Genomic DNA, 24,529 nt, shown 5'->3' on the forward strand with positions numbered 1-24,529 from the left:
CACGGACTGGCTGATCTCTACAGCGACTACATCGTTCAAGGCTATCAAGCAGCCTATGGGATACGATAGCGGGATCCCTCCCGATGCCCGGATATAACCAACGAGATTATACGCAAAATGGTAGAAGCCGGTGGAGGGATTTGAACCCTCGACCTATTCCTTACGAAGGAATCGCTCTAGCCAGTCTGAGCTACACCGGCGCTCCGTGCGCACTCTCCCGTTGTCCGATGAGTACAATAAGGGTTGCGAATCGCCCCGGGAGTCACGCTCTCGTCAGGCGAACGTCCAGGCAGACGTTGTACTCGTGAGGGGCGTACGAGCGGACGGTTCGCCGCTCCTCGACCGTGACATCGTACGCGGGTTCTGCGGCCGCACGGATCGCGCGCTCGCCCGGGCCGAATCGGTCGTCCTCGTGCTGGATGTCGTAGTAGTGGAGCACGCAGTCGTCGCCGGCGACGGCGACCGCAGTGTCGAGGAACTCCTCCGCGCTGTGGGGGAGGTTCATCACGACGCGGTCGGCCCAGTCGTGGTATCTCTCGCCAACGTCACGGACGTCACCCTGGACGGCGGTCAGCTGGGCCGTCGTGTCGTTCCGACGCGCGTTCTCGCGGAGATACTCGACGGCGGCTTCGTTCAGGTCCACCGCGACGACCTCGCCCCCGCGCGCCGCGGCCGGAATCGCGAACGGCCCGACACCGGCGAACATGTCGAAGACGTGCTCGCCCGGCTGGACCTGTTCGACGACGCGATGGCGTTCGGTCGCGAGCCGTGGCGAGAAGTAGACGGTGTCGAGATCCAGCGCGAACTCGTGGCCGTACTCGCGGTGCACGGTCTCCGTCTCCTCCCCGACGAGCACCGTCCAGTCGCGTACGCGGAGCTCGCCCTGAATCTTCGAAGCGCGGTCGACGACCGTCTCGACCGGGAGGTCGGAATCGACGATAGCCCGGGCGATTTCACGGGCCCGTGCCGGCTCGTCCTCGTCGACGATGGCGACGTCGCCGAGCCGCTCGTAGCTGAGGTCCTCGCCGAGGATGTCCGCCGGCGTCGTCGGTGTGCGCCGCGTCGGCGCGTCGTATGTGACGACGGTGAATTCTCCGGGAACCGCGTCGGCGTCGGTCACCGGGAGGTAGAGCCAGCCCTCGTCCCCGGTAATCGCGTACTCGTCGTCGAGCAGTTCCGCGTCGGCGAGCCGCTTTCGCGTCGTCTCGCCCTCGGACTGCTCGACGCGAACGCAGGGAACGTCCATGGTCGAACCTACCTCGCGGCGGCCCTAACGCCTTCGCTTTCGGTGGGTGAGCCGAACACGGCCAACTTATCGGTCCGGCCGCCCGAACACCGGTATGCTCACCTTCATCGGTCTCGGCCTGTACGACGAACGGTCCATCACCGTCGAGGGCCAGGAGGCGCTCCGGGCAGCTGACGCCGCCTACGCGGAACTGTACACGAGCAAGCTCGTCGGCGCGGACATCGAGGACGTCGCTGCGTACCACGACATCGATATCGAGGTTCGCGACCGGGCCGGCGTCGAACAGCACCCAGGGGAGATCCTCGACGCCGCCGAAGACCAGGACGTCGCTTTCCTCACTCCCGGCGACACGATGATCTCTACGACCCACGTCGACCTCCGCCTCCGCGCTGACGAGCACGGAATCGACACCCGGGTCATCCACGGAACGACCGCACAGACCGCGACCAGCTCCCTCACTGGGCTCCAGAACTACCGGTTCGGCAAGGCCACTACGCTCCCCTTCGAGTACGCTCACGGCGGGGACGGCGTTCCCCAGAGCGTCCTCGACACCATCGCGGACAACCGCGAGCGCGGCCTCCACACCGTCGTCTACCTCGACATCAAGGTCGGCCGCGGCCCCGACGGCGACGACCCCACGCACGAGGAGTACATGACCGCCGACCACGCGGCCCGTCAGCTGGCCGAACACCTGCCGGACACGCTCGGCGTCGTCGTGGCCCGTGCGGGCAGCCCCGACCCACTCGTCACGGCCGACAGCCTCAGTGCACTCGCAGATCGTGAGTTCGGCGACCCGCTGCACCTGCTACTCGTCCCCGGAGAGTTACACCCGATCGAGGCTGACGCTCTTCGCGAACTCGCTGGAGCACCCAGGGAACTCGTCGAGTACTGAAACGGATTCGTTCTCCGGATTGACCGACGTGACGAGTGCCGACAGTCGCGAGAATCGACATTGCTGGCGCTGGTGGATGTAGCGTCCGAAAGAAAACGAAGTACCGCGAAGGACCGGACGAAGTCCGGTTAGTTAGCTATCTAGTTCTGACGGCGGAGCGCGAGGAGCGCTGCGCCCATCAGAGCGACGAGTGCGACACCGATGCCGAAGCCGGGCTGACCGCCATCATCGCTTTCAGTGTCGGTCGGCGTGTCCGTCTGCGTCGCCGTCGGAGTCGGCGTTGCCGTCTCGGTCGGCGTCGGCGTTGCCGTCTCGGTCGGCGTCGGCGTGCTCTCTGCCTCGACCGTTATCTCAGCCGTCCGGCTGGAGTCGCCCGCGGAGATACCGTGCGTGTAGGTACCCGCGTCGACGTCAGCCGCGATGCTGAACTCGACGGTCTTGGACTCGCCGGGTGCGAGCGTGACTTCCCGAGAGTCGACGACGTCACCGCCGAACGTGAATTCGACAGTCGTCGTGCCCTCGGTGCCACCGTTGTTCGCGACGGTGGCCGTGGCGGTCACTTCGTCACCGACGGTGACCGTACCGGGTGCGCTGAGGTCGGAGACCTCGAACGAAGCCGGTGCGGCGGCCTCAGTGACCATACCGTCAGCCGTTGCGACCGTGGACCCAGCGACACGTGCGTTCACACTGAACGTGCTGTTGACGGAGACATCGCTGAAGTTTGCCTCGAAAGACCACGTGCCGTCGGGCTGAACTGTCGCGCTACCCTGCTCGAGGAAGGAAACGCCGGAGTCGGCGTCCGTGCCGGGCAGGCGGAAGTTAATCTTCGTACCGGGTGCCAGCGTCGACTCACCGGAGATGGTCTGGGCCGAGTCAGACTCGACGACAACCATGTCCTCGTCGTTAACGTCGATGCTGGTGCTGCGTTCGATTACCTGGAACTCCGTCGTCACGGTCTGCTGGGAGCCCGCGAGCGGACCCTTAGCGACCGTGAGGTTTGCGACGTAGTCGCCGTGACCGACGAGACTGTCGAACGTTCGACCGTCACGCTCAGCAGTCAGGTCGTCAGTGTCGGACACCAGGTAGTAGGTGTCTGCACCGAACGGCGCGATGACGTCCGTGTTCTCGCTGCTGAGGCTGACCGTGCGCGGAGCGAAGTTCCGAGCGGGGTCTGCCTCCGTGACCGTCAGCGAGACGTCTCCGGCGAGGCCCGAGTCGCTGTTCGCGACTGCGAGAACGTTACCGAAGCCGGAGAGACCGCTGGCTTCGAGCTCGTGGACCAGGTAGTCACCACTGGCAATGTCATCGCTTTCGGTGATGACACTTGCATTGATGCCTGCAGTAACGTCTTCGCCGTCAACGTCGCCGTCATTGTTGACGTCGAGATTGGCGTTACCCGGGATAGTCCAGGTGTTCAGCGAAGTCGTGCTGCGCGGTCGGATGTCGAACGTGCCGACGTTCTGCGCGTCAGCCGTCGTGTCCGAGCCAGCTGCAATCTCAAGCTGGTAGCCGCCAGTTGCGATGAGTTCGTTGCTACCGAAGTAGCTCTCATCGACCGGCGTGACGCTGTCGTCCCCAACTGCCAGGAACGTGTTCTGCGCGTTGTCGTCCGTCATCGACGCAGTGTTGACGATGAACGCAACCGACCCGTCCTTGTTCTCGTCGGTAACGGTCAGGTTGGCCGTGTAGCCTTCGTCAGCGTTACCGATCTGAACTGCGGCGGTCTTCGTGTTGTCCATCGTCACGGTGACCAGCGCGAGATCACCGAGTTCGTCTTGGTACAGCGAGTTAGAAGCGGCGAAGTCGGCCGACCCGGACTGCGCCTGGTCGACGTTCACCGTCGCGCTCGCTGCGTTACCAGTGTCTGCGACGACGAAGTTCGTCTCGTAGGCACCGGTATCTTGGTCGTCGACACTGTCGAAGTCGGCGGTCAGGACCGAATCGATGCCGTACGTAGTGCTAGTGACAAGCAGTGCGTCAGCCTCGTCGTTGCTGTCACCGTCCTCGTTCCAGTCGATGTAGTCGCCGCTCACACCGAAGACCGTCTCGGTCTCACTCGGGGTGAGCTTGTCGTTGACTATGTAGAGAGTGTAGCCGTTGCGGTTCGAGTCGAGTTCGATCTCCGTCGTGGAGTCGGGCGCCTCGTTCGTGACGTTCACCGGCGAGACGTCCTCAACGGAGAACCGCTGGGACGTGACGTCGAACTCCACGGTGGTGGAGCCGTCATTGTTCGTTAGGCGGTACGTGTCCGTGCTGAGCCCGGACGTATCAACAGTGACGACACCGTCGTCGTTGTTGACAGCCGTCTCGAACGTCCAGCCGTCCTCAACCTGCTGCTCGAGCTCGACATTCTCGCCTGCGGCGAAGGAGTCAGTCTCGTATGCGACCTGGCCGGACCAGAGACGGTCGCCCTCGTCGATCTCAGGCGTGTAGTCCTGGCCGTCGTCGCCGTCGTCGCCATCCTGACCGTCGTCAGCCGACTGGACGGTCACGGACGTGTCGACGGTTGATTCACTCTCGCCCATGGCGCCGTCTGCGGTAACCGCCAGGTCACCGGTCGAGGCATCACTAGCGACGTTGAAGGTGACCGTCGTCGTGACGGACGAACCCTGGTCGACTCCGCTGAGGTAGATGACTACCCCATTGGAGAGCTGGCCGTCTCCACTTGCGCTCGCTGCCTCAACACCCGAGGGGGTGTCGAGAGCGATTGCTGCGGAGCCGGCGTCTTCGTCACCATCATTGGTGAGCGTATATTCAATCTGGAACTGTCCCCCTTGGTCGACGGGCGAATCGGGGCCGGAAGCGGTCAGAGCCGCTTGCGACGGCGTTGCGGACGCAGATACGGGAACGGCCGCAAAGACCGACAGCACCATCAGTGCTGCCAGGCCGATTGCCCAGACTTGTTTCGTTGTGTCTGTCATAGGTCGTTGATTGTGTTCGCTATCTCGTTAGTTGTCTGCGTTGTAGGCATCGATCACGGCCAGGATGTCCTGGATCGTGGCGTTGCCGTTGTTGTACTCGTCGATGACGCTGAGGACGTCCTGGATGGTCGTCGTCTCATCGCCACTGCTTTCGATCGTCAGCGTCGTCGCTTCTGTGTCGTCAGAGGACGACACCTGAACCGTGTAGCTACCAGCATCGAGACCGGTCGTGTCGATGGCGGAGCTGATCGTGACCGTCTCACCGCCCGAGATGATCTCGGTGGTCACGGTCTGCGTCGACACCACGGTACTGCCGTTCAGCACCTCAATCGTGGCATCCTCGGTGGACGCCACGGAGCCACCGTTTTCGATGTCGGCGGTCACAGTCACGGTGTCACCGCTGGTCGCGTTGACCGGGTCGACTCCGAGGTTGGACACCTGGAAGTCGCTCGGGGTGGCACCAACGATGACGAGGTTCACGTCGTCAGTAACACTTGCTCTGGTCTGACCGTCACCGAGACCGGGCAGTTGCTGAACCGGCGACTCGGCGCGGACGCTGTACTGGTTGTTGGATGCCTTGGCCGGCACACGCGGGAGCGTGTACTTTCCAAGGAAGCCAGCGTCGTTGTCGGATTTCGTGTACAGCGTGAAGCCGGAATCGGGGTCCGGAGCGACCAGACCATACTGCTGACGCACTGTCGAGTTGAAGTCCTCGAACCGGTAGTTTGCGAGGTCCTCGAACGCCACTGCTTCACTGGTAACCAGGAAGTTGCTGTTATCGAGCTCAGCCGGTTCAAAGCCGGGCTGACTGGCGTTGTAGGAGTCCTCGTAGATACTGACCGTTGCGTGCGTGTTGTTGAGCCGCTCGATACGAACTTCGACGCTGTTTTCGTTCAGCTGGAACGCTTCCACCCAGACTCCGGCATCCGCAATCGGATTGTTGCTCTCGTCAGTGACGATACCGGAGAGCGAACCGAACTGCGTGATGCCGGTAATGGCCTTTGCGGTAGCGTCCGTTGCGCCCTCGTCGGTCGTCGACTGAGCGTAGACGCCCGAGAAGAACCCTTCATCGGTAACTGCGTCCGCAGGCGTGCCTGCGGGCGGAGTGACGACTCCGAGGTCCTGCGTGGACACGTCAGACTGAAGCCAGAGGATAGCCTGGCCGTCATCACCGGTTGCAACGGTGATGGTGTTGTTGACCGAATCCTGGCTAAGTATCGTTCCGCCAGCAACGTTGGTCCACTCACCGTTGAAGTTGTCCTCGTTGGCGTCAGTCGAGCCGAGTTCATTGTCGGGGACCGTCACGGTCACGGTGCCGTTAATCGGGTCGCCCGAGCTCTCGGCAGTCGTCTGGAGCAGGTCAACCTCGACGGCGGAGTCGTCACGGGGGAGAACCTGCGTGAAGCCATCAGACTGGTTGTTGTACGCGTACTCTTCGTATGCGTCGGGGTTTGCAGCGTCCGACGGCGCTGCGTCCGTCGACGGGAGCAGCGCGATCGCGTCGATGTTGACGACCGGGTCAACATCACGCTCCTCAAGCACCAAGGTTTCGTCGTTCTGGTCCTCGTAGGTAGCGCCATTCTCGGTGACGAGAACGTCTGCGAAGTCACGATCGTAGCCAGTCTTCTCGGCGATGATCGTGTAGTAGACGCCTGCCTGCCCGTCAGTGTAGAGCTGATCAAGCAGGTAGTCGCCGTCCTCGTTGGTCTCATCGATCAGCTGCGGGCCGTCAGCACTGCTGTCGGCTGCAGCCTGGTCGGAGGTCAGGTTCTCGGACGTCTGGATGACCACGTCGGTCGCCGAGACGTTCTGGAACGGATCGTCCGGTGTAGTACCGATCGAAGCCTCGCGGCTTGCGTTCGTCTGCTTGGTCGAAACCTGGACCGTGTAGTTCCCCGCCTCGAGCGGCGTGATGAGGAACGCGGACTGACTGTCGTCGTTACGGTCCGTGGCGAAGAAGCCCTGACCAACATCGTTGTTGGTCGTGTTCAGGGAGTCGACCAGACCAACCTGTTCATCTTGGTTCCACATCCCAGGCCCGGAGGAGTCATCTTCCTCAAGCTCACCTATTCCCGCAAGGGGGTCGGCGATTCCAACTTCCGACGCAAGCCGGACCTGAGTTTCAAGGCCACCATCTTCACCGAAGTCGGGGCCAACCTCAACCTCGTACTCGTCGTTGTCCATCACTTCACCGGTGTCCTGATCGATGACGCGGTAGTACAGCGTGTCTCCCGCGCTCGCACCGAAGTCAGTGACGTCGACCGTAGTCCAGATAGTGTTGGACCGGTACTGTGCCGACGTGACCGTCCACACAGTTGCATCGTCGAGACCACTTGTGGTGTCGCCGTCGAACACCTGGCCAACGAACTGACCCTCACCGGACAGCACGCCGAAGCGCACCGGCGCGGTGTCAAATATCGTCGTGGTGGAGTTGGTGACAGTTGCGTTGAGCGTTGCGGACTGAACGACACCTGACCGTGCGGTGAAGTACGTTTCACCGTTGGCGTTTGTCGTGTTCGTGATGGCGCCAGCAGTGACAGACTGGTCCTCGTCTCCGAGGGTAATGAGGTCACCGTTGTCGGAGAGAGTGACATCGATACCCTCGAGGCGCACGTCGGTCTCCTCGCCGATCTGGCCGTACACAGTTGCACGGTATTCGACGAGCGTACTGTCATCGGCGGGACCCGAAGTCGTATCGACAGGCTCGAGAACGACGCGTTTGGGCTCTGCGGTCGCCTGCAGCGTCACGTCGAGCTGACGGTTGTCGTCAGCTGGAGTCAGCGAGGCAGCCGCAGACGTTTCGGTGGTGAAGCCGCCCTTCTGGGCCTGTGCACGGTAGTCACCGTACGGCACGCCAAGGGGCAGGGTGTTACCGTCCGTGTTCGTAGTCAGGGGGTTGTCAGGGTTGACGATGTTCCCCGTGTTGGTGTTGATGATGAACACCTGTGCGCTCTCGACGTCGCCTTGCGTGAAGGAGTTCACGTAGGCCGAAATCACGCCGGGTGCACGGTTGTTCGCCTCATCGAACTTGAGAATCTGCGTACCTTGCGTGTCGTAGTAGCTGGAACCGACGAGGAGCGAACCATCGAAGTCGTCGACCGCTTCGACACCGGCGTCGATGGTGTCACCGTCGGAAGCCGAGTCGGAGAGTCGTGCGCTAACGTACACTCTCTCTACGGAGTCAGAGGTGTTCGCAGCGGTTCCGTCGAAACTCACTCGCGTGTTGAGGCTGTCGTACGGAACGGTCCGATTCTCGGCAATCAGCTGACCTTCACTGTTGTACAGTTCAACGTTGACGTGCTCGACGTCGTCGGCAGTGATGCCGGTGCTTTGGCTGCCGAAGGCGAGGTTCACGTCAACGTAGGATACGTTGTCTGTAGCACTCGTGTCACTCACGTTCGCAGCTTCAACCGTCAGACCACGAGTGGTGTTTGCGTTCTGAGTCGTGTCGAAGGCACCGGTGGAATCGTAGGTCACCTGTGCCGTTGCGGCGGGCTCACCGTTAATCGTAATGTCAACGGGGGCACTGCCAGCGGTACTCGGGTTTTGGACGTCCGAGTACTCCACAGTGACTGTGTCTCCAGCACTGACGGATGTAGTACCGTCGAGGGTGATAGTCAGTGTTTCACCGTTGTTGGAACTGGAGACATCGGTGACGGTGTTAGTGACGTCATTACCGTTGACGATTACAGTCACGTCACCTTGGCCGACATTACTTATGTCAGATGTAGGCGAACCTACACTATAATCCACAACTATACTAGTTAAGCTGCTGTCTCCTTCAGCATCTGCACTCACGGTGTGGGTTGATCCAGAATCAACCGTAGCCGGATTTGCAGACGCAGATGCGTTTGCAGTCGCAGCAACTGTCCCGGTAAACGCCACGGCTCCTCCTGCGATAGAGGTGACCATGAGCGCAGCCAGGAACAGGCTGCGTACCTTGTCTTTCGTTTGTGTTGATGTCATGTTTTGTCGTTTCTGTCGGTCGGTGCAGCACTTTTCTCCCCGTGTCCGTCTGTGGGATGCGGGCCGAACAAGGGGCTACTTGCTACTGTCACCATGGGTAGGGGTACATCGAAGAAGCAGGAACCGTTGTTATAAATGCTTTGTGGTGGTGGGCCTGTTTGTTAACGGGACGCACACACGTGCTATCGGTTGTTTTTCGGAGCCAAACGGTATGTATACGACCCAAAGTGTGCGGACAAATTATTTAAATCAACGATAGTCCTCGGGGGTCCGGTGGAGTCCCTGGCTTTCTCCGCAACGAGTGTGGTACTTCTGCTTGGCCCGGCTCAGTCCCGCGTGACGATCTCGACTTCCTGCCCGTCGAGCGTCTTGGTGAACGCGTAGCGGTCGTTGCAGGACTCGGGGTCGCGGTAGTCCTCGGCGCCGCGTGCCACGAGCGTGTTCCACGTCTCGTGGAGGTCGTCACAGCGCACGGCGACGTGTCCCCAGGCGTCGCCCACGTCGTAGCTCCGGCCGTCGTAGTTGTAGGTGAGCTCGACGCTCATCGCCTCGTTGGCGGCGTCCTCGGGCTTCAGGAAGTAGAGCGCGAAGTCGTCGAACTCCTCGCGGCGGAACAGCTCGTACTCGAGCTTGCGGGTGAACCAGCCGATTGCGGCGTCGGCGTCTTCCACTCGCAGCATCGTGTGGTCGAGGCTGTACTTCGCACCGTGGTCGCGCTCGACGAGTTCGACCTCGTGGCCGTCGGGGTCGCGGACGAAGGCGTAGGAGCCGCCACAGGAGTCGGGGTCACGGTAGTCCTCGACGCCCTCGTCCATGAGCCCCGCGTAGGCGTCGTAGACATCCTCGACCCGCACCGCGATGTGTCCCCAGGCGTCGCCGTGGTCGTACGTGCGGTCGTCGTGGTTGTAGGTGAGTTCGAGCAACGCGCCCTCCGCGTGGACGTCCTCGGGGCCGAGGAAGACGTTGGTGAACGTGTCTGCCTCCCAGCGGCCCTTCTCCTCGTAGTCGAGATGTGTGGTGTACCAGTCGAGACTGGCGTCGAGGTCCTCGACGCGCATCATGGTGTGGCCGAGCGTTGCCTGCATACGAGAACGTACGGCCAGCCTGTTGAAACCAGTAGCGGATGCGGAACACCAGTCCCGGCTCACTTTTCGTCACCCGTGCTCGCACACGTGTGAGAGAAGTCGGATTACTTCCGCAGAACGAGCTTCAGCACGTCCTCGTCCTGGAGTTCGTGCTCCGTCCCGACCTGCTGCCCGTCGTGCTTTGCGCTCGGGCCGCGGATTCGGGCGAACCGAAACCGGTCCTCGAAGTCGCCGCCGAGCTTCGAGAGTGCGTCCTCGATGGTCGCCCCCTCGGAGACGACGAGTGGCTCCTCCCAGTCGACACCGCGGCCGGGTTTGTCCATGTAGACGCGGATGAGCCCGAGGTTCTCCCAGATGCGCTCCTTCAGCGCGTCGAGGCCCTTCTCCTCGGCGGCGGAGATGAACGTCGCCTCCTCGGGGTCGATGTCTCGCTTCCGGAGCTCCTCGTCGACCTGTTCCTTGTAGGAAGGCTCGATGAGGTCGGTCTTGTTGACGGTGACGATGGACGGCGTGTACACCCGATTGTCCATGACGCCGTCGATGAGCCGGTCGATGTCGAGTTCCTCGCCGAGGTTGACGTCGGCGTTGACGTAGCCGTGTTCGCGGAGGACCTGTTTGATCGTGTCGTCGTCCATCGGCTGGTCGACCGTCGAGGTCACCTTGATGCCGTCTTTGATCTTCTTCCGGATGGTGACCCGCGGGGGCTGCTGGTCGATCCGAATCTTGTTGTTGTACAGCTCCTTCCGAAGCCGGTCGTACTGCTCGATCTCGAACACGGAGAGCATGAACACGAGGAGGTCGGCGCTTCGAACGACCGAGAGGACTTCCTTCCCGCCACCGCGCCCGTCTGCCGCCCCCTCGATGAGACCGGGCACGTCGAGCAACTGGATGTGCGCGCCGTTGATGTCGACCATCCCGGGGTTGACGGTCAGCGTCGTGAACTCGTACTCGCCGGTCTCCGAGTCGGCGTTCGTCATCGCGTTGATGAGCGTCGACTTGCCGACGCTGGGGAAACCGACCAGTGCGACCGAAGCGTCGCCGTGTTTCTCGACCGCGTAGCCCTGCCCGCCACCGCTGCTGGACTGGTTCTCCAGCTTCTCTTTCTTCTGTGCGAGCTTGGACTTCAGCCGCCCGATGTGGGCCTCGGTGGACTTGTTGTAGGGCGTCTCGGCTATCTCCTCCTCGATCGCCTCAATCTCGTCTTCGAGCCCCATCGTTGCACTCTCGGCCGTCGGAGCCGAAAAACCTGTCCACTCCGTCCCGCCACCGATGGCCAGCTTCCCTCCCAGGAGGTTCGGTCCATTAATCAAAGTGAGAAATAAACTTCGCGCAGAGGATGACCGACCCGGCGCGGTTACGCGACAGTACGCAGATCGTCCTCCCCGACGGGACGCCCCGCGCGGTGCGACGGCGGCTGGCCGAGGAGTTCACGTTGACCGTCCGCAAGGAAGCGGACACGTACCGGCTCGTCGGGAGTCCCGTCGAGATTGACCGCGCGAGCGACTTCCTGGTCAGGCAGGGCGTCCTCGTCCGCTGAGAACGTCCGTTCCGGCTCGCGGAGCCGCGCAGGACGACTACGTCCGGAGCCGTGCGAGCGCGTCGAGGGCCCCTTCGGCGTGTGCCTCGTCCAGCACCACGTCGGCAGCTGCGAGCGCCCGGTCGTCCGCGTTCGACGGTGCGAAGCTCCGCCCGACCCGCTCGAACGTCGACACGTCGTTCTCCGAGTCGCCGACCGCTGCGAACTCCCCCGGCTCGTAGCCCAGCCGCTCGGCGACGCGTTCGAGCATCAGTCCCTTCGACATGTCCGGCTGTTTGAGGTGGAAGGCGTAGCCGGTGTCGACGACCCCGAGGCCGTGCTCCGCGGCGACCTCGCGGAGCAGTGCTTCGTCCGCGTCGAGGTCGACGGCGACTTCGGTCTCCCGCCAGCGGTTCACGAGGTCGACGTCCCCCCAGCCGAGGTCGCCGCCGGCGGCCTGGAACGCCTCGACGGCGGCGGTCGTGCGCTCTCTGTCGCCGTGGACCAGCACCTCGTGGTCCACGTGTGCGATACCCCCGTTCTCGGCGATGACACGTTCCTCGATGGCGATGAAGGTACAGAGTGCAACCGGATACGGGAACGCTTTCCCCGTCGCCAGCACGACTGGCGCGGGCCACTCCCGCACCGGCTCGAAGACGCGCGGGTCGATACCCCCCTCCGGCCGGGTGAGCGTGCCGTCGATGTCGAGGACGAGCGGCGGGGCGTCGGTCATACCTCCCCTGGGGCGACCGGGGCTAAATGGCTCACGCTCTCGAGTCGCTCTCGTGTTGCAGCTCGTACAGCCGGCTGAACACGAGCGTCGGGAACCGGGGCTCGAGCTTGCTCGGTGGCCGGCCCGCGCTCTCGGCGTCCCGCTCCGCCGTGACGCGCTCCGTGATCCCCTCCTCGGCAAGCTCGTACAGGTACCGCTTCACCGTCGACGGCGAGAGGTCGATGCCCGGTGCCGCCGCGACGGACGCCGCCGCGTCTCCCACTGACCTCGTCGCCTCCTCGGGCAGGTCCACCAGCGTCCGCAGCACGACCTGTCGGTTCTCGGGGAGCGTCAGCACCCGCCCCAGCGCGACCGTCGGTCGCGGAACCGCGTCGAGCCCGGCCTCCAGGTCGCGTTCGGTGATGCGCTCGTGGCCTTCCCTGGTCGCCACCTCGGCGGCCCCGAACAGTGCGGTGAGCGCGTCGTGGGCGTCCCCCTTCGCCCACTCCGCGATTCGCCTGATCTGTTCGTGGTCGAAGGCCTGCCGGGCGAGGCCGTCCGAGGCTCTCCCCGTCAGCAGGTCGACGAGCGCGTGCTGCTGGTACGGCGGAACGTGGATGTGCTCCGGTGGCAGCAGTTCGCTCGACAACTCCTCGGGTGGGGTCCGGCCGACTGCGATCCAGCTGAGTCGGCCGTCCATCCCGTCGAACGCGCCGTGGAGTGTGGAGAGCCCGAGCGTGTCGAACTCGTCCACGTGGTCCACGGCCACGACCGCGCGGTCAGTGCCCGACAGGCGCTGCATCAGCCGCGACCGGAGCGAGTCCGTTCGCACGCCCTGCTTCGGCACCTGTTCCTCGACGAGCGCATCGAGCACCGTGTGGTAGAGCGCGAACTCGCTGTCGTCGACACGGGCGTCGACGTAGACGAAGTCGGGCGCAGGGGTCGAACGAGCCCGGGTCGTGGTGTGGATGACCCCCCCGGCACCGGTCAGCAGCTGGTCGAGGTGGTCGAACAGCGCGGTGACGACTGCCGACTTGCCGACCCCTCCGTCCCCCCAGACGTAGGCCGTCGGCGGCAGTGACCGCTCGAAGATCGGGTCCAGATGGTCGAGCAACTGCTCGAGGACTGGGCCCCGTCCCGACGGATCTTCGACGTGGACGACCGGGGACAGGGCGTCGTAGTCCTTCACGATGCTGGGCTCGCCGCTGCGCCGTTGTCGTCGTCTGATTCGTGCTTCGATATCCATGCGATTGGTCGGTGCGGTTGTGGTAGCTCGGTCCGTCCAGTGCTAAAAGCCTCGGGAGTGCACCGAGGCCGTGTCGGTGGCGACGCCTCGTGGGCGTGGTGCCTCAGATGTAGCCGGCGTTCGGCAGCACGGAGACTATCTCGAGGATTGCTACGCCGACCATCGCGATTGCGATGGCCATCGCGGGCGGGTCGACGTGGGTTCCCGAGTGCGCGTAGAAGAGGCGCTGGGTCACCTCGCCGAGGAGCCCGCTCACCGCGCCGAAGACGCCGGCCGCCAGCAGCGCGACGACCGGACCGAAGTCGGGCAGCAGCACGACCGCTCCGACCGCCCCGATGAGCGTGATGTGGTGGGTCACCGGGATCTTCTCGACGCCGAGGTTCAGGAACAGCAGGCTCATCGCAGAGATGGCGTAGCCGAGGAAGATGCTGTTGGTCATGATGTAGATGTACCCACCGAGGATGCCACCGACGAGCCCGATGGCCGTGACGCCCGACCACCTGTACTGGTGGGGGAGCCACGGCTCGGTCGCCAGCCGACCCTGGTGCTCCATGGGCACCTCACCGCCGTCCGCAGCGGTGTGGGGCTCCTCGCGCTCGAACGGCGACATGTCGAGGAGGCCCGAGCCGGCGGACTTCCCGACGATGGGGTAGCCGAAGACGCCCCGCGCGACGAACGCACTCACGACGACCGTCAGCGCGATGGAGTCGGTGACGCCCGTCCCGCTGACCACGAGAAGCGCGCCGGCGAACTGGTTGAACAACGCGCCGAACACGCCGAAGATGGCACCGACCGCGAGGATGTCGGGCTTGGTGCCGAAGGCGTACAGGATGTTCTTCCCGAAGTGGTAGTCCCAGTCGTCGGGCTCCATCTCGGGATACTTCTTCCCGGCGTAGGCCGAGGCGGCGACACCACCCGCGAACGCGATGTGCGGGCCGGTGACGGCACCGAAGCCGATGATGCCGGACAGTCCGCCGACGAGTTCCCCCTGTCCGACCGCGAGGTCGGTCCCGCCGAGCTGGCGGTTGATGATCCCGAGGCCTTCACCGAGGAAGACGACGAACCCGGTGAAGATGAACGCCGGCAGTGCCCCGATGGCGGCCCCGAACGCGCCGCCGGCTGCGGCTGCGATGACCAGCAGCAGGAACGTCTCGACGCTGATGTCGATGATCGGTACCATCGTCTGGATTGCGACCTCGAACATCGTCAGTCACCCCCGTCCTGCGCCCAGTTCAGGCTGCGCTCGACCGCGTCGCCCCAGCGGTCGTACTTCGCGTCGAGCTCCGCCTGGTCGCCTTCGGGGTCGAACGCGCGGTCGACCTGCCAGTTCTCCCGCAGCTCGTCGATCGTCTCCCAGTAGTCGACCGCCAGCCCGGCGGCGTACGCCGCACCGAGCGCGGTAGTCTCGTCGACCTCGGGCCGGACGATGTCGGTCCCGAGGATGTCCGACTGCAGCTGGCAGAGGAAGTTGTTCTTCACCGCGCCACCGTCGACGCGGAGCCGGCCCATGTCGATGCCGGCGTCGGCCTCCATCGCCTCGGCCACGTCGCGGGTCTGGTACGCGATGGACTCGAGCGTGGCACGGACGATGTGCTCGCGCTCCGTGCCCCGCGTCATCCCGACGATGGTACCGCGTGCACGGCCGTCCCAGTGGGGCGCACCGAGGCCCGTGAACGCGGGGACCATGTACACCCCGTCGGTCGAGTCGACACTTCGGGCGAGTTCGGCCGTCTGGACCGGGTCGTCGATGAGCTTGACGTCCTCCAGCCACTCGATGGCCGCGCCGGTGATGAAGATGGCACCCTCCAGCGCGTACTGGACGGGCTCACCGGAGCGCTGGAATCCGATGGTGGTCAGCAGGCCGTGGTCGCTCTTGACGGCCTCCTCCCCCGTGTTCATCAGGAAGAATGACCCCGTACCGTAGGTGTTCTTCGCGTCCCCCTCGTCGAAGCACGTCTGGCCGAAGAGTGCGGCCTGCTGGTCGCCGAGGGCGCCCGCGACGGGCACCTCTGCCCCGAGGAAGCCCTCAGGATCGGTGGAGCCGTAGGTCGCGTCGTCGCTCGACGGCCGGACCTCGGGCAGCAGGGTCTGGGGCACGTCGAACTCGTCGAGGAGCTCCGAATCCCACTCCATCTCCCGGATGTTGTACAGCATGGTCCGGGAGGCGTTCGTGACGTCCGTGATGTGGTTGCCGGTCAGCTTGTAGATGAGCCAGGTGTCGATGGTCCCCATCAGGAGCTCGCCGCTCTCCGCGCGGTCGCGCAGGTCCTGCGGGAGCGTCCGCTCCATCTTCATCGGGTCGGCGTTGTCCAGTAGCCACTCCACCTTCGTCGCCGAGAAGTAAGCGTCCGCCTCCAGGCCGGTCTTCTCCCGGATCCACTCCACCTTGTCCTCCGATTCGAGCTCCTCTACCCTGTCGGTCGTCCGCCGGTCCTGCCAGACGAGGGCGTTGTGGACCGGTCGTCCCGTCTCCGAGTCCCAGAGCAGCGTCGTCTCGCGCTGGTTCGTGATGCCCAGCGCGGCGAGTTGCTCCGGGGCGAGGTCGGCCTCGTCGAGTGCACTCTCGACGACCGACTTCGTGTTCTCCCAGATCTCCATCGGGTCGTGCTCGACCCAGCCGGGTTCCGGGTATATCTGTTCGTGTTTCTCGTATGCATTGGCGACGACCTGTCCAGCGTGGTCGAACACCATGAATCGAGTGCCTGTCGTCCCCTGGTCTATCGCGCCGACGTAGTGCTTGCCTGCCATAGGTTCCTCCGTGTCCGCGGGCCAATGTTTACTCTTGGCCCGCAACCGGTAGTAAACACTATGGTAAACCCTGATAAAACTTGTGCGTGTTGTTCACAATCAGAGTAATCTTACGGCCGGAGACGGGAAAAACCGCCGAACAGGTTTGGAGCACCGCCGAAACGTGGAAATAGTTTGTGCTGAGTTACTGGCGCCCCGGGCACTAGGGTAAACAATGAAGTACTCGCGGTCCACAGTGTCGGTATCCGGATGGCAACGACTACCGAAGTACTCGTCATCGGCGGCGGGTCCACGGGCACGGGCATCGCACGCGACCTCGCCATGCGCGGGGTGGACGTGACGCTCGTCGAGCAGGGCAACCTGACACACGGCACCACCGGGCGCATGCACGGGTTGCTCCACAGCGGCGGCCGGTACGCCGTCGCCGACCAGGCGAGTGCGACAGAGTGCATCGAGGAGAACAGGGTCCTGCGTGACATCGCCGGTCACTGCGTCGAGATGACCGGCGGGCTGTTCGTCAAGCGCCCGGAGGACACGGACGAATACTTCGAGGAGAAACTGGAGGGGTGTCGGGAGTGTGGCATCCCGGCCGAGGTCCTGTCCGCGGAGGAGGCACGCGAGGTCGAGCCGTACCTCGCGAAGGACATCGACAAGGCCATCGAGGTTCCGGACGGCGCGGTCGACCCGTTCCGACTGGTCGTCGCGAACGCCGTCTCCGCGGAGGAGCACGGCGCACGCATCGAGACCCACGCCGAGGTCGTCGACCTGTTGACCGATGGCGACGAGGTCACCGGTGCACGCGTCGAACACGACTCCGGGCCGGGGAAGCGCGAGCACGGACTACCGGGCGAGACCGAGGACATCCACGCCGAGCACGTCGTCAACGCGGCCGGCGCGTGGTCCGGCCAGCTCGGGGAGATGGCCGGCGTCGACATCGAGGTCCGCCCGTCGAAGGGCGTGATGGTCGTCATGAACGTCCGGCAGGTTGACACCGTCGTCAACCGCTGCAAGCCGAAGGGCGACGCCGACATCGTCGTCCCGCACGAAACCACCGCCATCCTCGGCACGACCGACGAGGAGGTCGAGGACCCGGAGGACTACCCCGAGGAGGGCTGGGAGGTCGACCACATGATCGACGAGCTCTCCGAGCTCGTGCCCATCCTCTCCGACGCGCGGACCATCCGCTCGTTCTGGGGCGTCCGCCCGCTGTACGAACCACCGGACACCGGGACGACGGACCCGACGGACATCACGCGTGACTTCTTCCTGCTCGACCACGCGGACCGCGACGGCATCGAGGGGCTGACGACGGTCGTCGGTGGCAAGTTCACCACCTACCGGATGATGGCCGAGGACGTGACCGACCACGTCTGCGACCTCCTCGACGTGCGCGCGTCGTGTACGACCGCCGACGAACCCCTCCCAGGGAGCGAGGACCTCGACCGGCTCGAATCGGCGATGGACGACTACGGTCTCCGCTCGCCGGTCGCGCGCCGGAGCAAGGAGCGACTCGGCTCGTACGCCCCGGACGTGCTCGGCACCGACGAGCCGAACCCGGTGCTCTGCCAGTGCGAGGCCGTCACCCGCGCCGAAGTACAGCACGCCATCGGCCAGGCCGGCACCGACCTCAACGCGGTCCGGCTCCGCACCCGCGCCTCGATGGGGAACTGCCAGGGCGGCTTCTGCTGTCACCGGGTCGCGAACGAACTCCACCCCGAGTACGACGCCGAGACCGCCGACGCCTCGTTCGACGAACTCTGGCAGGAGCGGTGGAAGGGCCACCGCCACGCGCTCTGGGGCGAACAGCTCTCGCAGGCGATGCTGAACCACACGCTCCACGCGACGACCTGGAACCGCGACGGCGACGACGCGTACATCGACTGGGACGCCTTCGCCAGCCCGGCACGCGCCGCCACGGACGGGGGGAGCCATGATCGGGACTGAGGTGCTCGTCGTCGGTGGCGGGCTCGCCGGCTCGGTCGCCTCGCTGTCGGCCGCCCGCGAGGGCGCACAGGTCACACTCGTCTCGAAGTCCGAGAGCACGCTGCAGCAGGCCTCCGGGCTCGTGGACGTGCTCGGCCGTGTCGACGGCGACCTCGTCGCGGACCCGTTCGCAGCCATCGAGAACCTCGCCGACGACCACCCATACTCGGTCGTCGGGACAGACGCACTCCGCGGGGGCCTTGCCCTGCTCGACGACGTGGCCGGCGACCGCTACCGCGGCGGCGACCGGAACGCGCTCGTCCCGACCACGCAGGGTACCGTCAAGCCGACGCTCCGGTACCCCGCGAGCGTCGCACCCGGGGTCGCCGGCGACGGCCGCGAGACGCTCCTCGTCGGTATCTCGACCGACCCAGACTTCGACGCGAAGCGCGCGGCGGAGTCACTGGACGGGACCGTCCCCGGCGACGTCCGTGGCGTCACGGTGCGGTTCCCGCGGCTCCGGGACGACGCGAAGCGGACCCGATACGCGAAGCTCCTCACCGAGGACGACGAGTTCCGCGATGCCCTCGTCGAGAAGATCGCGCCGAAGGTCGACGGGGCGGACCGCGTCGGCTTCCCGGCGGTGTTCGGCGAGGACCCCGCCTTCGTCAGGGCCGAGCTCGAGGAACGGTTCGATGCGGCCGGCGAACCGGTGTCGGTGTTCGAGGTACCAACTGGCCCGCCGAGCATCCCCGGAACGCGGCTCCGGGACCTGCTCCGGCACGAACTCGAAGCCGCTGGCGTCGAACTCGTGACGGGCGTTCCAGTGGTGGACTTCGAGGCGGAACCGGCGGCTGACGGGAACGATGCCAGTGAGCTCGTCACGAAAGTCGTCGTCGACCGCAACGGCGCACGCGTGCCGTACGCACCCGAGCAGGTCGTGCTCGCAACCGGCGGCCTCGTCGGCGAAGGGATCGACTCCGAGCGCGACCGCGTGTACGAACCCATCTTCGACCTGCACGTGCCCCACCCCGAAGACCGGTACGACTGGTCCGCGGAAGGGGCGTTCGGGGACCACGCCTTTGCGCGCTTTGGCGTGCGCATCGACACCGACGGGCGGGCCCTCGACGCGGGCGGGGCGGTCGCGTTCGAGAACCTCCGCGCGGCCGGCGCGGTCGTCGGCGGCGCGGACACGGCAGCACAGAAGGCGGCGAGCGGCGTCTCGCTGGCGACGGGCTGGCGGGCAGGGACACGGGCAGCCACAGCAGTGAACCAGTCATGAGTACGGACAACGAGGACGATTTCGAACCGATCCAGGTGTTCCCCGAGGGCGACGCGGACCTGCGTCCCGGGGCGGACAGTTGCTACAAGTGCTCGACGTGCGACTCGTCGTGTCCGGTCGCGGAGGTCGACGACGAGTTCCCCGGACCGAAGTTCCAGGGCCCCGAACAGTGGCGGCTCACGCGCAAAGAGGACCAGGAGATCGACGACTCCATCATGAAGTGTTCGAACTGCATGCGCTGCGACGGCGCGTGCCCCTCCGACGTGCCGCTGAGCCAGATGCACAACACGGCCCGCGCCCAGTACGTCGAGGAGTCGATGAGCAAGCTCTCGGTGGAGTACTGGCGCAACCGACTGCTCGCCAACTACGGCACGATGGCCCGGTTCGGCTCGATGTTCCCGCGGCTCACCAACGCCGTCATGGGCAACTCGCTCGTCCAGAAACTCAACGACCGATTCATCGGCATCACCAGCGAGCGCGACTTCCCCGAGTTCGCCACCCAGACCTTCCGCGAGTGGTGGGCAGAGCGGGGCGGTGCGGCCGTCGAGAGCGAGGACAGGCGTGTTGCCTACTTCCACGGCGACTACGCCAACTACAACACCCCCGAGGTCGGCAAGGCGATGGTCCGGGTGTTCGAACACTTCGGCTACGAGGTCGCCGTCCCCGAGCAACGCTGCTCGGGCACGCCGATGTTCGCCAACGGGATGCTCGACGACGCCCGCCGTGCCGCGCGGTTCAACGTCGAAACGTTCGCCGAACTCGTCGACGAAGGCTACGACATCGTCTGCTCCTGTACCTCCTGCTCGATGGCGCTTCGTCAGGAGTACCCCGAGCTGTTCGACTTCGACAACACCGACCGCGTCTCCGCACACACCTACGACGCCGTCGAGTACCTCCGTATCCACGAGAACCTCGACGGCGAACTGGAGGCCGTCGACGACGTCGACGCACCCGATTTCGCGTACCACGCGCCCTGCCACGCCCGCAATCAGGGCCTCGACGGCCAGACGACCACGGTACTCTCCAAACTCGGCGACGTCGACGCCCACGACGTCGGCGAGTCCTGTTCGGGCATCTCCGGCACCTACGGCTGGAAGTCCGAGAACTACGACGCCTCCATGGCCATCGGCGAGGAGATGTTCGAGCACATGGACGAGGCCGAACCCGAAACCGGTCTGACCGAGTGTCCGACCTGTGCGATGCAGATGGAACACGGCAGCGACTACCCGGTTAAGCACACCCTGCAGGTGCTCGAGGCCGCGCTTACCGACCGCTCGCTCCCGGCCTGAACAGGTCGCTTCCGCCGCCCCGTCTGCGATAATCGGACGTTAGTGATTTCCGATTGATACAACCAGCAGCAGGAAATTTAAGTAGCACGACCAGTATCTACAGTTAACGACCACGACGGTGCTCCGGCACTGCTCGGACCGGGCGAAACAGTCACGGCCGACGAGACCCTCCCACACTCACGCGGTGACGGTACGACAGGGTGGTGGCGGAGTCGGACACGGACCCCCGTCGATGGTATCGTCGGAACACCATGAAGGTCAGTTACAAGCAGACGGACGATCCCTGCGGCGTCGCCATCACGGACCAGATCAAACAGCGACGCCTGCAGGTACTGACCGACGAGCCGGTCTCGCCGACTCCGACCGACGCCGAGTCCTTCGAGTTCCCGGTAGACGAGGCGTTCACGATCGAGGCGAGTGAGCTGTTCATCGATCGTGCGGAGGAGGTATATTTGCGTAGTGACTCCGGCGGTCATGATGGACCGGTCACACATCAGACTCAGGTGGAACCCGGATCGGGGTTGTACAGCCTCGATATCTCGGGTCCTGTCAAGCTCTATTGGCGGTTCAGTGGAACTCCAACAATCCGAAACGGTGCCGACTCTCTCCGGGTCGTGTTCGACGAATCCAGAGTCGTTGAGTTTGGCGTCCGGACCTATCACAAGCACCCTGCTGGTACCATTACTACTACCGAGGACCCGACAGATGTTATGGCTGCGGTCAGTTCGCTTTCCTCGGCGCTCAAAACCACATCCTGTGAACGTTCGTATCCGACACTTCGCGGGCATCCGCCACTGCTGGAACTCGGCGACGACCTAGACATTCCCGACAGTTTTTCCTCCCCCAACACTGGCATCGAGATCGTCATCCCACCTGATCTCCTGTACATCTACTCCGCGACACCTCTGGCATACTACCTCGGTGCGGACCTCGTCCCGGGGAACGAGCCCAAAATCAGGACAGGAGAGTTCGAGCACGGGTTGCCCAGAGGTCGCAGCTTCGAGGACGAGATAGCGAAACTGCTGAAACAAACGCTGTTTCTCGACTGCGTGGTCAGAACAGAGGGCATCCATCAGGTCGATCTCTACGAACGCAGGCAGGTCGAACCGTTCCTGCCATTCGAAACCGGGGCGATGTACGACCGACCCCTGACGGAACAGTTGGCGGCTTACCTCTCTGTCCCGCACGAGGTCATCGAACCATATCTCCCGCGGTGGTGTTTGACTGCACACCTTCCAGCGGAGGCCAAACACGTGGACGCGATACCCCACATCGTGAACGACCTCGGAATAATCAGGTCACCCAAAGGTACAGCACGGACCGTTTCGCGGACAGTGTCGACTCAGGCAGAAGAAGCACGTCTCTACCGTTCGAATGCGCGGAACTCGACGCACGAAGAAGTCTCGCTGTCACTAATCGAACCAGAACGGAACGACGAGTCCATCGAACACGCCTGGTTCGGCGAGAAACTTCCACTGGGCGCGTCGAAGGCATCGGTCCGGTCGTTCGAACACCAGCTCGAACAGGGCGAACGGAGCGACTCCATCAACATCACCGTCGTCTGTAACGACCCGCTGATGCTTGACGAGCAGGCTAGCATCGACGATGCGTACGGGAAACGGGGAGATCAGCCCTACAACGTGGACTCTCACTTCGGCGTCCCCCAAGCCGAACTTGCGACTCTGTTGACCGACGAGGCCTGTGACTTCCTTCACTACATCGGACACGCGACTCCAACCGGACTCAGATGCACGGACGGCGAACTCGATGTCCGCGAACTTGAGTCGGTCGGCGTGAACGTATTCCTCCTTAATGCGTGCCGGTCCTTCGAACAGGCCGAGGCACTCGTCGAGAAAGGATCGTTCGGAGGTGTTGCGACACTCGGCGACGTAGTAAACGAACATGCGGTCGAGATAGGACACGCTATCGCACACCTGCTCAATCTCGGTTTCCCGTTGCGGGCCGCAGTCGAACTGGTTCACGAACACACGCAGATAGGAGACCAGTATCTGGTGGTCGGTGACGGTTCGGTCGATATCGTTCAGTCCGAAGGTGGGCCCCCGCTAGTCTGCCACGTCGAGCACGCGGACGGGGGTAATTACGGCCTGTCGATTCACACGTACCCAACCAAGGAGCTCCAGCTCGGGTCACGAACCGTGCCGACGTTGGAATCCGTCGAGGATTACTACCTCCTCCCGGGACGGATGCAGACGTTTGAACTCGATGAACAGACGCTGCGCGAGTATCTGATGTGGACTATATCTCCTGTAGCGTACCGTGGCCAACTTTTCTGGGACAACGCGATGGGCAACGTAAACATCGAGTGAGGACGACCTTGCTGCCCGCTAACCGGTTTGCAGGAGATCGCAGTAACGGTCCTGTTAGTCGATTACGGGCCGGGGCTGGCGGATGCACCAGTCGCCATCACAGGCGACGCCTGCATCAGCAGCAGGCCGATCATGAACAGGACACCAATCATACGGGGATGCTCGGACAGCCAGTCGGACATCGTGCCTTTGTCGGACATCGTACTTGCATGGTGAGCAGGCACATACATCAAATTATCTTAATATTACTTATAAAATTTCATGGTTTTTTACAGTATTGGTTTATATATGTACTACTTATTGGCAGTTAAAAATACATATATCCATTATTTGCACTCGATTACTCGAGAGTCGGCCAAAAAATACAAATATTGGTGTACGGCCGGGCAGTTATAATAGCCTCCAGTAATCACCAATCAACGCACCAGCAGTAGTCGGGTACTAGTAGTCGATTTCGTCCGTGAAGAAGTCGACCGCGAGTACCAGTCCACCACCGACCAGTGCGAACACGGCGACACCAGCGAGGTCGGCTGTGACACCGAACTGGGCCTCTGTGGTGATGGTCCTCACCGGCTTTACGAGACCACCGACCATCAGACTCACCAGGAACGTGAGGGTTCCAGCACGGTACTCCTGAAACGCCCACTTCACCACCCGCGCCATCGTCAGCAGCCCCAGCAGTGCCCCGGTACAGAACGTGGCGACGACCGTGAACGACTCCCCGAGCGACGCCAGGTCCCCCCCATCCGCGAGACCGATGACCCCATCGACGAACGTCGTGAGGTTCGTAACCATGTACTCGTACTGATTGAGTACGTAGAGGAGGAACGACCCGGAGACGCCGGGAAGTATCATCGCGCAGACGGCGATTGACCCCGCGACGAAGACGACGGGGTAGGAACTTCCTATCGCACTCTCGGGGAGGCTCGACACACCCGCCGCGAGGGCAATACCGACCAGGGCGACGGCCAGGCGCTGCGGCGTCCCCACGTCGACCTCGGAGTAGAGCACGATGGCAGAAGCAGCGATCAGACCGAAGAAGAAGGCCGCGGTGAACGCCGGGAACTGTTCGAGGGTGTGTTCGAGAACGCGGGAGAGCGTAAGCACCGCGGAGGCGATGCCGAACCCGAGTACCATGAGGAACAGTCCATCAGCTCTGGCGAACAGGTCACGGAGATCGTCCCGCCCCTCCGTTGTGTGGAGTGCCAGCAGAAGCCGGGCATCTGCAGGGCTGACGCTCGTGATTGCCTCGATGAGTCGTTCGTAGATACCGGTGATGAGGGCGATGGTCCCACCGGAGACGCCGGGGACCGTGTCCGCGGCACCCATGAGGAACCCCTTCAGGTAGACGGAGAGTGACGAACGCATCGAACGGT

General features: G+C 63.8%; 17 protein-coding genes and 1 tRNA gene. 6 read left to right on the plus strand and 12 right to left on the minus strand.

From position 1 onward, the window contains the following. Nucleotides 1-125: 125 nt before the first annotated feature. Together NO978_RS01920 and NO978_RS01925 are read right to left on the minus strand one after the other, a co-directional pair. A tRNA-Thr gene (locus tag NO978_RS01920) sits at nt 126-200 on the minus strand. Nucleotides 201-262: 62 nt separating this feature from the next. Beyond that, on the minus strand, nt 263-1,246 hold the full coding sequence (locus NO978_RS01925; protein WP_257297821.1) for a class I SAM-dependent methyltransferase family protein: 984 nt from the start codon (nt 1,244-1,246) through the stop codon (nt 263-265). Nucleotides 1,247-1,340: 94 nt separating this feature from the next. On the opposite strand from NO978_RS01925, the gene dph5 reads away from it, so the two are divergent. Continuing rightward, nucleotides 1,341-2,138 (plus strand): diphthine synthase, encoded by a 798-nt coding sequence (dph5, locus tag NO978_RS01930; RefSeq protein ID WP_257297822.1) that lies wholly within the window; start codon nt 1,341-1,343, stop codon nt 2,136-2,138. A gap of 140 nt (nt 2,139-2,278) precedes the next feature. Here the strand turns inward: dph5 and NO978_RS01935 are convergent, their stop codons facing one another. The 4 genes from NO978_RS01935 to NO978_RS01950 all read right to left on the minus strand — a co-directional run bounded on the left by NO978_RS01935 (nt 2,279) and on the right by NO978_RS01950 (nt 11,324). Then, a complete protein-coding gene (locus tag NO978_RS01935; RefSeq protein WP_257297823.1) occupies nt 2,279-5,059 on the minus strand; it encodes a BGTF surface domain-containing protein in 2,781 nt (926 codons plus the stop codon). Between the two features lie 27 nt (nt 5,060-5,086). Further along, nucleotides 5,087-9,025: a surface glycoprotein gene (locus tag NO978_RS01940; RefSeq protein ID WP_257297824.1), complete on the minus strand. Its 3,939-nt coding sequence runs from the start codon at nt 9,023-9,025 to the stop codon at nt 5,087-5,089. Between the two features lie 326 nt (nt 9,026-9,351). After that, entirely contained in the window at nt 9,352-10,110 is a 759-nt protein-coding gene (locus NO978_RS01945; protein ID WP_257297825.1) for a VOC family protein, read from the minus strand. A 104-nt stretch (nt 10,111-10,214) separates the two neighbouring features. Then, nucleotides 10,215-11,324, minus strand: coding sequence for a GTP-binding protein (locus NO978_RS01950; RefSeq protein WP_257297826.1), 1,110 nt, complete (start codon nt 11,322-11,324; stop codon nt 10,215-10,217). 122 nt (nt 11,325-11,446) lie between these two features. Here NO978_RS01950 and NO978_RS01955 point away from each other — a divergent pair, with 122 nt between their 5' ends. Further along, the gene (locus NO978_RS01955; protein ID WP_257297827.1) at nt 11,447-11,647 is read left to right on the plus strand and encodes a hypothetical protein; all 201 of its coding nucleotides are present in this window, start codon (nt 11,447-11,449) and stop codon (nt 11,645-11,647) included. A 37-nt stretch (nt 11,648-11,684) separates the two neighbouring features. On the opposite strand, the gene NO978_RS01960 is transcribed toward NO978_RS01955, so the two are convergent. From NO978_RS01960 to glpK, 4 genes are all read right to left on the minus strand, one after another. Then, nucleotides 11,685-12,359, minus strand: a complete 675-nt coding sequence (locus tag NO978_RS01960) for an HAD-IIB family hydrolase (RefSeq protein ID WP_257297828.1) — start codon at nt 12,357-12,359, stop codon at nt 11,685-11,687. A 31-nt stretch (nt 12,360-12,390) separates the two neighbouring features. Next, on the minus strand, nt 12,391-13,584 hold the full coding sequence (locus NO978_RS01965) for a Cdc6/Cdc18 family protein (RefSeq protein ID WP_257297829.1): 1,194 nt from the start codon (nt 13,582-13,584) through the stop codon (nt 12,391-12,393). 103 nt (nt 13,585-13,687) lie between these two features. Further along, nucleotides 13,688-14,788, minus strand: a complete 1,101-nt coding sequence (locus NO978_RS01970) for a hypothetical protein (protein WP_257297830.1) — start codon at nt 14,786-14,788, stop codon at nt 13,688-13,690. A gap of 2 nt (nt 14,789-14,790) precedes the next feature. Further along, nucleotides 14,791-16,332: a glycerol kinase GlpK gene (gene glpK / locus NO978_RS01975; RefSeq protein WP_257297831.1), complete on the minus strand. Its 1,542-nt coding sequence runs from the start codon at nt 16,330-16,332 to the stop codon at nt 14,791-14,793. A gap of 249 nt (nt 16,333-16,581) precedes the next feature. Here glpK and glpA point away from each other — a divergent pair, with 249 nt between their 5' ends. The 4 genes from glpA (at nt 16,582) to NO978_RS01995 (ending at nt 23,153) form a co-directional block, all read left to right on the plus strand. Continuing rightward, nucleotides 16,582-18,276, plus strand: a complete 1,695-nt coding sequence (gene glpA / locus NO978_RS01980) for an anaerobic glycerol-3-phosphate dehydrogenase subunit GlpA (protein WP_257297832.1) — start codon at nt 16,582-16,584, stop codon at nt 18,274-18,276. Beyond that, nucleotides 18,263-19,537 (plus strand): glycerol-3-phosphate dehydrogenase subunit GlpB, encoded by a 1,275-nt coding sequence (gene glpB, locus NO978_RS01985; protein WP_257297833.1) that lies wholly within the window; start codon nt 18,263-18,265, stop codon nt 19,535-19,537. The genes glpA and glpB overlap by 14 nt, the downstream gene beginning before the upstream one ends. Next, nucleotides 19,534-20,826, plus strand: a complete 1,293-nt coding sequence (locus tag NO978_RS01990) for an anaerobic glycerol-3-phosphate dehydrogenase subunit C (RefSeq protein ID WP_257297834.1) — start codon at nt 19,534-19,536, stop codon at nt 20,824-20,826. Before glpB ends, NO978_RS01990 begins: the two co-directional genes overlap by 4 nt. A 251-nt stretch (nt 20,827-21,077) precedes the next feature. Next, nucleotides 21,078-23,153, plus strand: a complete 2,076-nt coding sequence (locus NO978_RS01995) for a hypothetical protein (RefSeq protein WP_257297835.1) — start codon at nt 21,078-21,080, stop codon at nt 23,151-23,153. Nucleotides 23,154-23,215: 62 nt separating this feature from the next. Here NO978_RS01995 and NO978_RS02000 read toward each other — a convergent pair whose 3' ends face one another. After that, nucleotides 23,216-23,353 carry a hypothetical protein gene (locus NO978_RS02000; protein ID WP_257297836.1) on the minus strand — a complete coding sequence of 46 codons (138 nt, stop codon included), beginning with the start codon at nt 23,351-23,353 and terminating at the stop codon, nt 23,216-23,218. Nucleotides 23,354-23,594: 241 nt separating this feature from the next. After that, nucleotides 23,595-24,521 (minus strand): DUF368 domain-containing protein, encoded by a 927-nt coding sequence (locus NO978_RS02005; protein ID WP_257297837.1) that lies wholly within the window; start codon nt 24,519-24,521, stop codon nt 23,595-23,597. Nucleotides 24,522-24,529 lie beyond the last annotated feature (8 nt).

Source organism: Haloarchaeobius sp. FL176, assembly GCF_024609245.1.
GTDB lineage: Archaea > Halobacteriota > Halobacteria > Halobacteriales > Natrialbaceae > Haloarchaeobius.